General features: G+C 54.5%; 14 protein-coding genes. 1 reads left to right on the top strand and 13 read right to left on the bottom strand.

The window, feature by feature from the left end; translation table 11 throughout:
• Window positions 1-283 precede the first annotated feature (283 nt).
• The 8 genes from rsmA to metG (VLH40_02860) all read right to left on the bottom strand — a co-directional run bounded on the left by rsmA (window position 284) and on the right by metG (VLH40_02860) (window position 5,656).
• Window positions 284-1,153: a 16S rRNA (adenine(1518)-N(6)/adenine(1519)-N(6))-dimethyltransferase RsmA gene (rsmA, locus tag VLH40_02895; GenBank protein HSV30957.1), complete on the bottom strand. Its 870-nt coding sequence runs from the start codon at window positions 1,151-1,153 to the stop codon at window positions 284-286.
• Window positions 1,134-1,316 (bottom strand): hypothetical protein, encoded by a 183-nt coding sequence (locus tag VLH40_02890; protein HSV30956.1) that lies wholly within the window; start codon window positions 1,314-1,316, stop codon window positions 1,134-1,136. The genes rsmA and VLH40_02890 overlap by 20 nt, the downstream gene beginning before the upstream one ends.
• Window positions 1,317-1,348: 32 nt before the next feature.
• Window positions 1,349-1,693, bottom strand: coding sequence for a hypothetical protein (locus tag VLH40_02885; GenBank protein ID HSV30955.1), 345 nt, complete (start codon window positions 1,691-1,693; stop codon window positions 1,349-1,351).
• On the bottom strand, window positions 1,690-2,190 hold the full coding sequence (locus VLH40_02880; protein ID HSV30954.1) for a TIGR00725 family protein: 501 nt from the start codon (window positions 2,188-2,190) through the stop codon (window positions 1,690-1,692). Before VLH40_02880 ends, VLH40_02885 begins: the two co-directional genes overlap by 4 nt.
• The gene (locus VLH40_02875; protein ID HSV30953.1) at window positions 2,162-2,647 is read right to left on the bottom strand and encodes a bifunctional nuclease family protein; all 486 of its coding nucleotides are present in this window, start codon (window positions 2,645-2,647) and stop codon (window positions 2,162-2,164) included. Before VLH40_02875 ends, VLH40_02880 begins: the two co-directional genes overlap by 29 nt.
• A gap of 197 nt (window positions 2,648-2,844) precedes the next feature.
• Window positions 2,845-3,693 carry a TatD family hydrolase gene (locus VLH40_02870; protein HSV30952.1) on the bottom strand — a complete coding sequence of 283 codons (849 nt, stop codon included), beginning with the start codon at window positions 3,691-3,693 and terminating at the stop codon, window positions 2,845-2,847.
• Complete coding sequence (gene metG, locus VLH40_02865) at window positions 3,690-4,025, bottom strand: methionine--tRNA ligase subunit beta (protein ID HSV30951.1); 336 nt, start codon at window positions 4,023-4,025, stop codon at window positions 3,690-3,692. Before metG (VLH40_02865) ends, VLH40_02870 begins: the two co-directional genes overlap by 4 nt.
• Window positions 4,026-4,084: 59 nt before the next feature.
• Window positions 4,085-5,656 (bottom strand): methionine--tRNA ligase, encoded by a 1,572-nt coding sequence (metG, locus tag VLH40_02860; protein ID HSV30950.1) that lies wholly within the window; start codon window positions 5,654-5,656, stop codon window positions 4,085-4,087.
• A 233-nt stretch (window positions 5,657-5,889) separates the two neighbouring features.
• Between metG (VLH40_02860) and VLH40_02855 the strand changes: the two genes are divergently transcribed.
• On the top strand, window positions 5,890-7,329 hold the full coding sequence (locus VLH40_02855) for an MATE family efflux transporter (protein ID HSV30949.1): 1,440 nt from the start codon (window positions 5,890-5,892) through the stop codon (window positions 7,327-7,329).
• Here VLH40_02855 and VLH40_02850 read toward each other — a convergent pair.
• From VLH40_02850 to VLH40_02830, 5 genes are read right to left on the bottom strand one after another with little or no spacing between them, the layout of a single operon-like run.
• The gene (locus VLH40_02850) at window positions 7,308-8,810 is read right to left on the bottom strand and encodes a cobyric acid synthase (protein ID HSV30948.1); all 1,503 of its coding nucleotides are present in this window, start codon (window positions 8,808-8,810) and stop codon (window positions 7,308-7,310) included. The two genes, VLH40_02855 and VLH40_02850, sit on opposite strands and share 22 nt — an antisense overlap.
• Window positions 8,811-8,837: 27 nt before the next feature.
• A complete protein-coding gene (locus VLH40_02845) occupies window positions 8,838-10,073 on the bottom strand; it encodes an MFS transporter (GenBank protein HSV30947.1) in 1,236 nt (411 codons plus the stop codon).
• A 6-nt stretch (window positions 10,074-10,079) separates the two neighbouring features.
• Complete coding sequence (locus VLH40_02840; GenBank protein HSV30946.1) at window positions 10,080-12,098, bottom strand: UvrD-helicase domain-containing protein; 2,019 nt, start codon at window positions 12,096-12,098, stop codon at window positions 10,080-10,082.
• 31 nt (window positions 12,099-12,129) lie between these two features.
• Entirely contained in the window at window positions 12,130-13,047 is a 918-nt protein-coding gene (locus VLH40_02835) for an Hsp33 family molecular chaperone HslO (GenBank protein HSV30945.1), read from the bottom strand.
• 42 nt (window positions 13,048-13,089) lie between these two features.
• Window positions 13,090-13,752: a hypothetical protein gene (locus VLH40_02830; GenBank protein HSV30944.1), complete on the bottom strand. Its 663-nt coding sequence runs from the start codon at window positions 13,750-13,752 to the stop codon at window positions 13,090-13,092.
• Window positions 13,753-13,970 lie beyond the last annotated feature (218 nt).

The following is a 13,970-nucleotide window of genomic DNA, read 5'->3' as shown; positions in this document are numbered from 1 at the left end:
GGGTCAACCAAGGCAGGTTTTCACAGACGGTTCTCGCCAGTTCTGCGGCTCAGTTGGGGAAAGAAGCGCACCAAGAGTTTTTTTTGTAGGTCGTTTAAACCCCCACCGTTCATGGTTCTTGAAAATCATGCGTCAGTTCTGACCTAAACCATCCTGAGTACCGGCAAAATAAGCATTTACCTTCAAGATTTATTTTATAAAAAAACTTTAAAGCAGAATTTCGCGCATCTTGTGCGAATAAACAGGAAAAACCGCCTATTGACCGGATGATCAAAAAAGTTCCTTAGGCTGGTTCCCAGTCATTCGCCGATCTTGTAGCCAGGGCGATCCATTGATCGATCGTCAGATTCTCCGGCCGGGCGTCATCCCTGATCCCCAGGGCTACCAAATCACCCGGGAGTATTACCCGGCCGGGGAATGCTTTGTTGAGGACACCTGTGAGTTTTTTCCTCCTCTGCTGGAAGGCCGGCCGGGCCAATGCCAGTATCCGGTCCCGAATCCTGGATTCCAGCGAGAAGGTTTTCGGAAATAAACGAACGACGGTCGAGTCTATACGGGGTACCGGCCAAAAACTCCGGCGTGATACCTGCAGGACCCGTTCCGTTTCGGCAACCAGGGAAGCGGCAAGCGAGAGAAGTCCGGTCTGACGGGTTCCGGGAGGGGCAAGTAAACGATCCGCAAATTCTTTTTGGACCATGAGGACCATGGCCCGCCAGGGGACGTCGCTTTCCAGAACCTTGAAAAGAACCGGCGAGGTAATGGCATAGGGGAGATTGCCGACAATCACCGGAGCCCGGCCGGGAAATTCCGCCACATGATGCGCAAGGTCGGTCTCCAAAAAATCCTGGTGGTGGAGAATAACGTTCACCATACCACTCAACTGTCGGGAGGCATAAGCGACAAGCGCCGCATCGGTTTCGAAACTGATGACCTGCGCGCCGGTCCGGGCCAGGTGTTCGGTCAGATTCCCTGGACCGGTCCCCACTTCAACGACCAGGTCATTTTCCGTTAATCCGGCTTCCCGGGTTATCTTCTCCAGTATTCTCCGGTTGACGAGAAAATTCTGTCCCCGGTTTTTCTTGGGAACAAAGCCTTCCTTCCAGATTGAGGGCAGGCCTTTGTCGGCTGTCACATCAATAGTGCGCCCGGGCATTCTCCTCGGCGTTCGCGAGGTGATCCGGGAAAAAATAGTCGCAACGGTCAACCGGCCGGGTCCGTTCTTTCTGTTCGCCCAACAGACAGCGGTAAATACCCTCTTGCTTCTTTTCCGAATCGCAGTACCGGCAGACTTGACAAAGACCCTCTGGATTATACACGCTCATGTCCTCCTTTCTTTGATCTCCCGGGATCATTTCACCCGGCTGATCTCGATATTCACCCGATGGACGGGAAGTTCCAGTTCCTGTTTGAGCGAGGTAAAGAGCCGCTTCTGCACCTCACGGGCAACTTCTCCGAGGTTGCACAGGGCATCAAGACACAGCGAGACATCCAAGGTCAAAGGGGTGAGTTGGAAATCGATTTTTTCAGAGGGAGGGAGGTGTTCGTTGTTCGAGGTTATTTTGATAAAACGGACGATTTCATCAATCGAACCACAGACTCCAGGAACCTGTTCGATCACTCGGGCCGCGTACTCCAACAACGCCGAGACGCTGACCCGAATCTGATCTGGTTGATTTTCTTCGGGTAACATCATGCCCCCCCTAAACGGCCAAGTACCGATGACACGGCGTCCGCCGGGTCTTGAAAAACCGGGAAAAAACCTTCTTTCCCTGTACCGTCAACAATCGTCCAGGTCCGGATTCCGGCCAGGATTTTCTCGTTTTGCAGGGCAAAAGCGATTTCACTCAGGGTTCCCGGACCACCACCACAAGCGATGAGGGCTTGAGCGGTTAAAACCAGGACAAAATTTCGGGCTTCCCCGAGCCCGGTCACTATTGGCAGGTCGACATATCGGTTGGCTTGCCCGGCCTCTCTCCCCGGAAGAATGCCCAAAGTCAGGCCACCCAATTCCTTGGCGCCCCGGCAAGCGGCCTCCATCACTCCACCCAAACCTCCGCAAACCAAAATCGCTCCCCGCCGGGCCAGTTCGCGACCGAGGTCATAGGCGGTTTCCAAGAGATCTTCATTGGCTCGGTTCGCTCCAATGACACCGATAATTGGCCTATTGTCCCAGGTATTTTTTGAGTTCATCCGGTTTCAAATCATCAAGAAATTTACTGAATTCCTCGATTTCCTTGTCGTCGACCTCTCCCATTGCCACTGTGGTGGAACTGCGGACTTCCTCGGAAATATAAATCGGCGTTCCGGTGCGGAGAGACAGGGCAATACAGTCGCTGGGGCGGGCATCGACTGTTACTAACTGATCGTTGAGTTTCAGGTGGAGGAGCGCAAAAAACGTATTGTCCTCGATCTTGGAGATGACGATCTGTTCGAGCTGCGCTCCCAGTCCGGAAATCACTGAGGCCATGAGGTCATGGGTCAGCGGACGGGGAGTCTTCACTTCCTGAAGACCGAGGAGAATGGCCTGCGCCTCGAACAACCCCACCCAGATGGGCAGGCTTCTTTTGCCTTCCTCGTCAGTCAATACCACCACCGCCATGGTATTCTTTTGATCGAACATGAGTCCCTGGACTTTCATTTTCATCATGAAACTACCACCAGCGCTTTCTTCCTTCCCGGCCCCACCTGTCCGGCATTACTTAAGCCAACCAGAAACGGAACAGGGAATTCATTGGCACAAAATGGGAAAACCGATCTCTACTGATTTTTATTATAACTCACCAGGCAACCCCCCTCGGAGGTGCCCCCCGGAAAAACGCGGTTATTCCGATGAGCACAATGCATCTATCCGACCGGCTTCTTTTCCCATACCATCTCCATATTGCCATCTTCCGGTTTCCGTTCCTCTCCAGGTCTCCTTTTGGCTCGGAGGCCTGGAAAACAACACAAAGTATTGACATAAATCCGCTCCCGCAGTTCATCCAAGGTGAGAGAGAAAAGATCCGCTAGGTCCCGGGCGGTATGCACCAGATAGGAAGGTTCGTTCCGTTTGCCCCGATATGCTTGCGGGGCCAGGTATGGGGCGTCGGTTTCCAAGAGCAGGCGGTCGAGTGGAATATGCTGCACAAGAGTCCGCAGGGTATGAGCCCTTGGAAAGGTTACTGTTCCACCGATGGAAAAATAGTATCCCCGGGCCAGGGCTTTTCTCAGGTGGCGCTCGTCCCCGGAAAAACAATGCCAGACCACTGGAATATTCCGGGCCTGCTGTTCCAAAAGATCTAAAACTATATCATGGGTATTTCGGGAATGGATCACCAAGGGAAGGCCGTGTTGTTCCGCAAGGCGGATGTGCTCGCGGAAGGCCCGCTGCTGGTTCTCCAAGTAGGTCGTATCCCAGTACGCATCAAGACCAGTCTCTCCCACTGCCACCACACCGGGGGCCCGCAGAAGTTGATCAAGCTCCGAAAAATCGGGAAGTTGACCGGAAATCTCGGAAGGGTGCCAGCCCAGCGCACCCCATATGATTTCATACTCTACGATCAAACCAAGGGTCCGGCGGCACGACTCCAGGTTGTGGGCCGCATTGATCACCCACCCCACCCCGGCCGCTTCGGCGCGGGCAATCACCTCCCGGCGGTCCCACTCGAACTCCGAACCATCGAGATGAGTGTGGGCATCGATCCAAAAACTCATCTCACCCGGCTGCCTGGCTTGATCTCCCGGTCGGTCGTCAGAAGACTCACCTGTCCATTTCCATCCTCAGCGGCCAACAGCATTCCCTGTGACCGGACCCCCCGTATGTTCGCCGGCTTGAGATTGGCCAAAACCACGACCTGTTTTCCGATAATTTCCTCCGGAGAATAGTACTGGGCCAGTCCGGCGACCAGCGTACGCTCTTCTTCCCCCAGGTTCACTTTCAACACGAGGAGAGCCTTGGTCCCCTCGAGCCGTTCCACCTCGAGAACTTTCCCGATCCGTATGTCGATGTTCTGAAATTCTCCCAGATGCACTTCCGGTACAGTCACTGTTTTAACCTCCCCTTGGGAAGATCTGTACATACATTACGCTGAAATTTCTTACCGGCCTATCCCGTCTCCCTTCTCACTTCTCCCTCTTCTTTTTCCTCTTCGATAAGTCGGGGAAAGAGCGGCTGGGGACTGGCTGGGGTGTACGCCGCCGGTCCCCTTTCCCAGCTCAACTCCTCAATGATCCGACATTCGGCAAGTCTCCCGGGCAACCCCAGCATGTCCCAGAGCTTCTGCGCCGAACGGGGCAGGAAGGGATAGACCAAAAGAGCGAGGAGTCGGCTCGCATCGCAGAGCCGGTAGAGGATCTCGTCAAGTTCCCGAGCCCGGGAAGGATCCTTGTAGAGCAACCAGGGCGTGCGGCGGTCGATATACCGATTTCCGAAATGGGCGAGTTTCCAAATCTGCTCCAGGACCTGGGCAAAGGCGAAAACGTCCATAAAACGGAAGATGTTCCCGCGCACATCCGTCAGGAGATCCTCCCACTCTCCATCCCGGTAGTTTATTGGTCTACTAACTCTTCCCTCCCGATATTTCCAGAGCATACTCAACGACCGGTGGACCATGTTTCCGAAATTGTCCGACAAATCGGCATTACAGCGTTCCTGCAAGGCTCGTTCCGAAAAATCACCGTCCAGCCCGAAGGTAACCTCCCGCATGATGAAATAGCGGAACCGGTCAACTCCGTAGCGGTCAATCATCAGCCATGGATCGACTACGTTCCCCCGGGATTTGGACATTTTTTCACCTTCCACCGTCCACCAACCATGGGCGAAAACCCGCTTCGGCAGGGCAATCTCCGCGCCCATGAGCATCGCCGGCCACAACGTAGCGTGGAAACGAAGGATATCCTTCCCCACCAAATGGTGGGCCACCGGCCAGAAGGCTTCAAATCTCTCGCGGTCGTCGAGGAAACCGGTAGCGGTCACATAATTGATCAGGGCGTCGAACCAGACATAGAGGGTATGCGTGGGGTCTCCGGGCACCGGCACCCCCCAGTCCATACCCGTCCGGGAAATACTCTGGTCCTTAAGACCGCTCCGGATAAAACTCACGATTTCGTTATACCGGCTCTCGGGCATGACTAAGCGGGGGGTTTTTTCAAAATGAGCCAGAAGCTTCTGTTCAAAATGAGAGAGAGCGAAAAAATAGCTTTCTTCCTTGAGCCGTTCCAGAGAGCGCCCGCAATCCGGGCATCGCAATCGCTCGTCTAGCTGGTTCTCGGGCCAGAAAGTCTCACAGGGTATACAATACCAGCCTTCGTACTCCCCTTTATAGATGTAACCGTTTTCCTGGAGGATACGGAAGAGGGTCTGGACTGTTTGAACATGCCGTTCTTCGGTAGTCCGGACGAAATCGTCATGAGAAATATCCATACTCGCCCACAACTCCTGGAAGCGCCGCACCACCCGGTCGACCAGCTGCCGGGGGGGTATACCCACTTCCCGGGCCGCCTTGATAATTTTATCCCCGTGCTCGTCGGTGCCGGTCAGAAAAAACACCTGCTCCCCCAGCAATCGGTGGAATCGGGCCAGAATATCGGCCGCGCAGGTAGTATAGGCGTGTCCGATGTGGGGGACGTCGTTGACATAATATATTGGTGTAGTTATGTAAAAACGCCCTTCGTTCATCGATGACCTCCCCAGTAAATTAGCGATAAAAGGGTACCAAGGTTAAGAATTCGGCCTCCTGGTTCCTGGTTTCCGCCTATCCCTTTCCAGGTTGGCGACTCCTCTCGCAGTATAGACAAAGAAAACCAGATTTTCAAGAAAATTATCCAATTCCACCCACTCATTCAGTTATAATTCAAAATCGCTTGAATCATTAAGGGCTGACCCGGGGCGAGGATGTATAATATAATCCGGTGAAACGGCTGCAATCAGCCGAAGAAAGAAGCGTGGACCTTTTGAAATACGCACATAGAATCGATTTTACCACTGGAAGCATCCCCCGGCACCTCCTCGTGTTTATCGTCCCCCTCTTGCTGGGAAACTTGCTCCAAACGTTTTACAGCACGGTCGACAGTATCTGGGTGGGCCGTTTCCTGGGTCCGGGGGCGTTGGCCGCCGTCGCGGTAAGCTTTCCGGTGCTCTTTATCGTGGTGTCGTTCGTCATCGGCCTGGCTATCGCCACCAACATCATGATCGCCCAGTATCAAGGGGCCCATCAGGAAGAAGAAGCGCGAAAGACGGTGGGGAATTCACTGATGATCATGGTCGTTTTGGGGATCGGGCTGACGTTTCTGGGACTGGCCTTCCATCAGGATCTGCTCCGCCTGATCAACACACCAGAGGAAATCTTTCCAGCCGCCTCTTCTTACCTGCTCATCATTTTCACTGGGCTCGTACCCCTCTTTGTCTTTAACGGAGTCAGTTCGGTAATGCGGGGCTTCGGGGACTCGAGGACTCCCTTGCTGCTTCTGGGCTGGTCCACCGTGATCAACGTGGTTCTTGATCCGCTCATGATCTTGGGAATTGGTCCGTTCCCGCGTATGGAGGTTGCCGGAGCAGCACTGGCAACTGTCATCGCCCAGGGATTTTCCGGAGTGTATGGTCTATACCTCCTCCACCGGCAAAGGACGATTCATTTCCACAAGGATGCTCTCCGATTCCAGCCGGATATCGTCAGGCTCATCTTCCGCCTGGGGCTTCCCGCTGGAATTCAACAGGTGGGAGTCTCGATCGGGGTCCTGGTACTCATGGCCCTGGTAAACAGTTTCGGGAAAACGGTGGTGGCGGCTTTCGGCGCGGCCCAGCGGATCGACCAGCTTTCCTTTCTTCCCGCATTTTCCTTTGGTCTGGCCGTTTCTCCGTTGGCTGGCCAAAACTTGGGTGCCCACCTTTTTGAGCGTTCCCGGGAGGTATTGCGCTGGTCAAGCCTGCTTGGCGCCGGCTTTTCCTTAATTGTCTCCCTAGTGGTCTTTTTGTTGGCCGACCGGTTGATCCGGATTTTTATTTTCGATCCGGCGGTTGTGGTCATCGGGGTTGACTATCTGAGGATCGTGGCCTTTTCGTATGTCCCATTTTCCCTTCTCTTTGTCTTCAGTGGTTTTATCAGGGGTGCGGGTGACGCCGTCGCTTCCACAGTCCTTACACTTTTGGCTTTCGTCTTCATCCGCCTCCCCCTGGCCTATTTACTCGCCTCACAGTCATCCCTGAGAGCTCAAGGGATCTGGATCGCCATGGCGATCAGCCCGGTGATCGGGCTGTTGATCTCGATCATCTATTACCAACGGGGTAACTGGAAAACAAAAATCCTGACCGATCCGAAAAAAGCCTTCGGTCAGCCTTTTCCGCAGGAATGAATTCCCATCCGTTCTTCCAGGAGGGTCAGATCAAGACGTTCAGCCAGGAGATCGGCCAAGCGGTCCAACTCCTGGTTGGTTTCGTCGGTGCGGGACGGGGCTGAGGCCGGAAGCGGCAAGAGATTCTTTCGTATACGCAACATATTAAGAAAGGCTCGGCGGAAGGAAGCCGAGTCAAAGAGACCGTGGAGATACGTTCCAAACAGACTCCGGTTGATCATGACCCCGTCCTTTTCCATAGACGGGTTCCCCATCACCCGATCCAGTTCGAGAAAGGGGGCATACCCCTCCCCGAGTATAGTCCTTCCCTGATGAATCTCATACCCGGTCACCCGGGCACCGGGAAGATACGGCGAAAACCCCTCGACTCGTCGCAGGATCTTATCCCGCTGAAACACGGTTTTCATCTCCAGAAATCCCAGTCCTTCCCGGAAGGATTCCGTCGACTCCAGTCCCCAGGGATCATGCAGAAAGCGGCCCAACATTTGAAATCCACCACAGATACCCAGAAGAACTCCGCCCTCCGCCAGATGCCGGTTGAGGACCGCGGGAAAACCTTTCGCTTTGAGCCATTCCAGATCATTCACAGTGGCTTTGCTGCCGGGGAGAATCACCAAGTCACAACCGGCAAGCTTGTCCGGCGAATGAAGATAGCACAGGGCGACGTCCGGCTCCGCTTCCAGGGGTTGGAAATCGGTAAAATTTGAGAGATGAGGAAACCGGACCACCCCGATGACCAGGTCTTTTGAAGCAGTTTCAGAAGTGGCCCGCTCCGGCCTTCCGGCGTAAGCGTCTTCATCGTCAAGGGTCAAATTCTCGTACGGCAGGACCCCCAACACCGGAACACCAGTCAGGCGTTCGATTTCCCTGATTCCCGGATCCAAGAGACGCTCGTTGCCCCGGAACTTATTGATCAAAAATCCCGCCACCAGTGTCCGCTCCTCCTCCAGGAGTAACGCCCAGGTCCCGTAAAGGGAAGCAAAAACTCCTCCTTTTTCAATGTCCCCGATAATCACCACGGGACAGCGAAGCTCCCGAGCAACCCGCATGTTCACGATGTCCTGGTCCCGCAGATTGATCTCCGCCGGGCTGCCTGCTCCTTCGATGACCACCAGGTCGAAGTCCCGGCACAGGGATGCGAGGCTCTTCTGAACCACGCTCCAGAGATAGTCTTTTCGTTCATAATAGTCAAGAGTTTCGAGCGTGTTCCACACCCGTCCCTGGACAATCACCTGGCTGTGCCGATCGCCTTGGGGCTTGAGCAAAACCGGGTTCATCCGAACCTCAGGCTCAGTGAAAGCGGCCTGGGCCTGCAGGATCTGGGCTCGCCCCATCTCCTCTCCACTCTGCGTCACCCCGGAATTCAAAGACATGTTCTGGGCCTTGAAGGGGGCTACCAACCAACCTTGCCGGGCGTACAGCCGGCAAAAACCGGCGGCGATGACGCTCTTGCCTACCCCCGAACCGGTGCCTTGAAACATCAGACATTTGGCCAGTGTAAATCTCCCCTATCCGAACTCTTCGAAAGTTTTCGGTTCCCGTACCCCGAAGAGGAGCCAACAAAAACCGATCGCGTTGAGGAGTAAGGTAATCCAGAAAACCATCTGGTATCCGAAGAGGTCGGCGATCTTGCCGCCTATTAGGGGTGCGAAAAAGGCGGGAAACCAAGCTACGAAAGAACCCAGGCCCAAATATCCGCTGCGGCGATTACGGGGCGCGAAATCGAGAAGAATTGCCACTCCGCCTACCGTCAGGGCACTGTAATTCACCCCAAACAGAGCAAAAGCCAAGTACATCCCGGCCGGCTCCGGCGTAAAGATAGCGATCATATTACTGGCCAGGATGGCCAACCCCCCGCACACAAGGACAATTTTATGTCCGTGTCGATCTCCGATGAGTCCCCAGAGAAAGGGGCTCAGAGCCTGGCTGACCAAAAGAAAGGCATTGTAGCGAGCCACCAGGAAATCGGGGACGGCGAACCGCTCCAGGGCATAAACCGTATAGAACGCCCCCCCCATGAAACCCAGAGCCAGAAAAACCCGGGCGGTCAGGTAATTGGTGAAGTCGCGATCAGATCGGATAATCTGGGGCAAAGAGCGAAAATACCCCCGCTCCAGAGGAACGACCGGTTCCGCTTCTTCCCGGTTCAGGGCGATGAAGACGTATGAGACGGCAATCGCCAGGCAGCTCAGGAGAAAACAGTACCCGAAATTCTCGGCGAAGGGATAACGGTCCAGGAAATTTTCCGCCATCCGCGATCCCCATAAGCCCATTAACGCCCCGATCCCGCTGCCGGTTGCAAAATACAGGCCAGTTCGGCCGGGATGAATCACCTTTCCGACCATCTCCATCCAGATAGGGCCGATAAACCCCATGGCAAAGTAAGAAACGCCCAACATGGCAAAGAAGAGATACAACGAGAGGGTGGGACGATTCGCCGCCAGGTAGAAGGCAATGAGGGTATAGCCCAGAAAAGGCATTCGCTCGAAAAGGGTATATTTCAGAATGAAAGGAATCTTCCGCTCCAGGCGGCTGGAGATCTGGCCGCCCCACAGGGCCGGAAATGACCACCCCAGGTAGGCAAGCGCCGGGATTAACCCGATCTCGATATTACCCGCACCCAGCCGGCGGGCAAACAGCGGAAAGATGGTATTGACCGAGGCAAAGGCGAGGCCCAGGGTAAAGAAAGCGTAATCCAGGGAGTTGACCAAGAAATTGATGTTATAATCCCGCCGGGACAGCATCTTTTCCTAGCTCGTCTTTCCGTTTAGGTCAACAAACCATTTACGGTAGAGAAGTTCCGGCAGTTCGGTAATAAAGCGGGAGGGCTTGCGGACAATGGAACCGGTCCGGTTCCCCCCAGTCATGATCGGATAGAGAAGAAACAGAGCGTCTTTAGCCCGGGTCGAGGCTACATAAAACAGACGGCGTTCTTCTTCGAGGTTATCATCCTGGCTGCGGGTAGTGGGAAAACCGCCTTCCACCAGCCAGACGACAAAAACCGCTTTCCATTCCAGTCCCTTGGCCTGGTGAACGCTCGACAGAGTGACCTTTCCATTCCGTTCGGGTTCTTCGATATTATTTACCGCTTCGACTTCACCAAGGAGGGCCAGTTCACCAAGAAAGGTATTGAGGGAAGTATATTGAACGGCATAATTGGCTAACTCTTCAATGTCCTGTTTCCGGTCCTGAAAATCGGGATAGCGGCTGATGAGGATATCCTCATAGCCTTTGGCCATCACGTCTCCGATCATCGCCGAAGGGGAAAAATCCACGGATTCCAGGTTTACCAAAAGTAACCGCAGAGACTGAAAGCTTTGGGCTGCGATCCGGGGGACAAAACCCGGAATCCGGTCCGTCTGGAAGAGGGCCAAAGGGTCGGAGAATTGCGCAAGCCCTTCCCAGATTTTCTCACTGGACGCCTTTCCCACTCCCGGATAGAGCTGAAGAATCCGTTTCCAAGAGATTTCATCCCGGGGATTGGCGACAACCTTCAGGAAGGATAGCACGTCTTTGATATGGGCCTGTTCGAAAAAGCGCAATCCCGAACGGACCTCGAAAGGGATTCCCCGCCGGGTCAACTCAAGTTGTATTTCCATGCTCTGGTAGTGAGCCCGGTAGAGCACAGCAATATCGTTCAGGGGCCACCCCTCCTTCTCCCGCAAGGCGAGAATCTGAGAAACCACGAAATCGGCCTGCTGAAAGACATTGCGCAAGGGAATCACCGCCGGCTTCGGCCCGTCTCCCCGCACCGCATGGAGGACCTTCTCGAACTGCCTCTGGTTCCGGGCTATAGTCTGATTGGCCATATGCAAAATTTGCGGCGTGCTCCGGTAGTTGGTCTCCAGTTTGAATATTCGGCAATCCGGATACCGCTTGGGAAAGAACATGATATTTTCAAAGTTCGCACCTCGAAAAGAATATATGCTCTGGGAATCGTCTCCCACCACCAGGACATTACGATGAACTTCCGCCAGAAAATCCACAATCTCGGCCTGCAGTCGATTGGTGTCCTGGTATTCGTCCACCAGAATGTACCGAAAAGCCCCGGCGTATCTACGCCGGGCATTTATATCTTCCCTGAAGAGTTCCCAGACGTAACACAATAGATCGTCATAATCCATCAGGTTGAGGGAACGCTTTTTGTCCTGGTACTTTGCGAAAAGATAGTTGATATCGTTTTTCCATTCCTCGAACTGGGGATACTTCCAATCCAGGATATCTTCCAGGGTCTGGAAGGTATTCCGACTCAAGGAGACCACGCCAACCACATCATCTGCATTGGGGAAGCGCCGATTTTTCCGGTCAATGCCCAGGTCCGCGATACAGCTCGCCATCAGATCTTTTTGATCGGCGCGGTCCATGATCGTGTACGAGGAGTCATATCCGACTTTTATCGCTTCCTTACGCAGGATGAGGTTTCCGATATGATGAAAGGTCCCGGCCCAAGCGCGGTCAAGCGGGTTCCCCACAAGGCATTCCGCCCGCTGTAACATCTCGCGGGCAGCCTTCTTGGTGAAGGTAGACAGCATGATTTCGGCGGGCGGCACACCCCGTTCAATGAGGTGGGCCATTCGGTAAGTGATCGTCCGGGTCTTACCGCTCCCCGCTCCGGCGATGACCAGCATCGGCCCATCTTCGGCCAGCACCACCCGGCACTGTTCCTCGTTGAGCTCCTTTTCATAATCGATAGAGAACGTACCCCGGGCAGGGACTTGCCCTCCCGAATTTCGGAGGATTAATGCGTCCGAGGGAAGTTGATCATTCAAAATGCGATCCTCCCTTCATATAGCACATGACTCATAACCTTTTTTTGAGCCTCTCGCCACTTTGCTCGGCAAGGTATGATAAACGCTCCAGTTCCTCCCGAGTGAAGAGGTAGATCTCGTTGCAAAAAGGACATGAAATTTCACCGTGTCCCTCACCTTCAATCAGTTTCACCAATTCAACCCTGCCCAATAACATCAGCGCCCGCTCTGCCCGCGTTCGCGAACACGGACATCGATAGGCCAGTTCCTGTCGCCCCACCTCATGATAGGAAAGACCGGCAAAGAGGAGTCCGGCGATGCCGTCAACTTCCAATCCAGAACTCACCAGGGCGCTGACCTGATCCAACTGGGAAATGTTCTCCTCGATCCGGCGGATATGCTCCGGCGGGGTTCCGGAAGGACTGTGCACCAGAAACCCTCCGGCGGCTAGCACCGTTCCGTCCCTCTCCACCAGGACTCCGGCAGCACAGGCGGTCGGAATCTGCTCAGACCGGACGAAATAAGAGGCCAGATCGGCAGCGATCCCGCCGTGCCGGACTTCGACGCTCCCGGTGGTGGACTCTTGCGTAGCCAGATCCTTGACCACAACTAGCTGGGATCCTACACCGACCGCTTCTTCCACGTTGAGCTTTCCAGATTCCCGGGAAGGAAGAATAATCAAGGGCTGGGAAACATAACCCCGGACTTCGCCTCGGGAATTGCCCTGGCTGACCAGACTACGGAGCGGTCCGGTGCACTGGATTTGAAAGGTGACCTTCCCCGCGTCTTTCAAGGTCGCCCCCATGACGCCCGCCAGAGTCAAGGCCCGCCCCAGGGCGGCGGTGGCCACAGGCGAGGTTCCGTGAATCACGCGGGCATCTTCCACCAAGCCACTGGTCAAAGCGATTGTTCCGTTCACCGGTGAATCGTCGAGAACATAACGGATCAGGTAGTCTCTGCGTCCATGCATGGCATCGATCCTCGGCAAGTTTACATCTGGAATTTGGCCACTTCAGGCCTTTTCCCGGTATTCCCCCTGGAACGCTTTCATCAAAATGGCCAAGACCAGAAACACGAACAGGGCAAAGGGAGACTGCCCGAAAAAGGTATCACTTTCCCCCAGTCTTTGCAACACCTGGAGATACCCGATCACCACGAGCGCGCTTCCCACACAGGAGCTCACGATCCCCGGTAAGCCCGGTACGAACAAGCTTCCCCCGGCGAAAAACACCGAAACCCATAAGACGGTTTGAAGGGAAAGAGCCCGGACAAAGCGGAGGAGCCCTACCCACTCCGACATGGCCACAAGGAGGAAATACAGGTTGAGTACCAGGAAAAACGCGGCGAAAAACCGCCCAAAAATCTCCCCCTTGCGGATTCCCATGACTAGAAAAACCATGGCAACACTCAGGAGAACAAACAACCAGAAACGCAGGGAATCGGGAGAAGCCTGCACCCGGCCCAGCAGGTTCTTAGTCCAGCCTCCCGGAAAATAACCGGAAAACAGCAGGGCTAAAAAATGCAAAGAGAGCCAAAAGGTCAGGATCACGTAAAAAAGCCGCCGGAAACGGGTATAGAAACACCCGATCCCCATCCCTAATCCCAGAAGCAGGAAAATCGCAGCCGGCCAGCCCAATCCTGCCTCAAAGCCGACTATCCAGTCATCGAGAAACACGCTTTATCCTCCTTGTCCCTCCAAAATTGATTTTGCTGCAAAAACTCATTTCAGCGAGGCCCCGTTGCCATCAGCAACGCCTCATCTGGTGTTTTCTCGCACGCATCAATGACCACGTCCGGTTACAGTGCTGCTGAAAAGGCCATCCTTGGCCTTTTTGCTGCGAAAATGCGGTGATTTCGGCGGCTGATTCAGGCAACTTAGGCCCAGGCTTCCTT

It is taken from the genome of Atribacteraceae bacterium (genome assembly GCA_035477455.1).
In the GTDB taxonomy this organism is placed as follows: Bacteria; Atribacterota; Atribacteria; order Atribacterales; family Atribacteraceae; genus DATIKP01.
Note: the sequence above shows the minus strand (reverse complement) of the source record. Positions and strands in the feature narration are given on the sequence as shown.

What these genes read in the sequence shown, in the direction of transcription:
- rsmA (HSV30957.1), bottom strand. Translation starts at nt 1,153, where the DNA reads ATGCCCGGGCGCACTATTGATGTGACAGCCGACAAAGGCCTGCCCTCA.
- VLH40_02885 (HSV30955.1), bottom strand. Translation starts at nt 1,693, where the DNA reads ATGATGTTACCCGAAGAAAATCAACCAGATCAGATTCGGGTCAGCGTC.
- VLH40_02880 (HSV30954.1), bottom strand. Translation starts at nt 2,190, where the DNA reads ATGAACTCAAAAAATACCTGGGACAATAGGCCAATTATCGGTGTCATT.
- VLH40_02875 (HSV30953.1), bottom strand. Translation starts at nt 2,647, where the DNA reads ATGATGAAAATGAAAGTCCAGGGACTCATGTTCGATCAAAAGAATACC.
- VLH40_02870 (HSV30952.1), bottom strand. Translation starts at nt 3,693, where the DNA reads ATGAGTTTTTGGATCGATGCCCACACTCATCTCGATGGTTCGGAGTTC.
- metG (HSV30950.1), bottom strand. Translation starts at nt 5,656, where the DNA reads ATGAACGAAGGGCGTTTTTACATAACTACACCAATATATTATGTCAAC.
- VLH40_02850 (HSV30948.1), bottom strand. Translation starts at nt 8,810, where the DNA reads ATGTTTCAAGGCACCGGTTCGGGGGTAGGCAAGAGCGTCATCGCCGCC.
- VLH40_02845 (HSV30947.1), bottom strand. Translation starts at nt 10,073, where the DNA reads ATGCTGTCCCGGCGGGATTATAACATCAATTTCTTGGTCAACTCCCTG.
- VLH40_02835 (HSV30945.1), bottom strand. Translation starts at nt 13,047, where the DNA reads ATGCATGGACGCAGAGACTACCTGATCCGTTATGTTCTCGACGATTCA.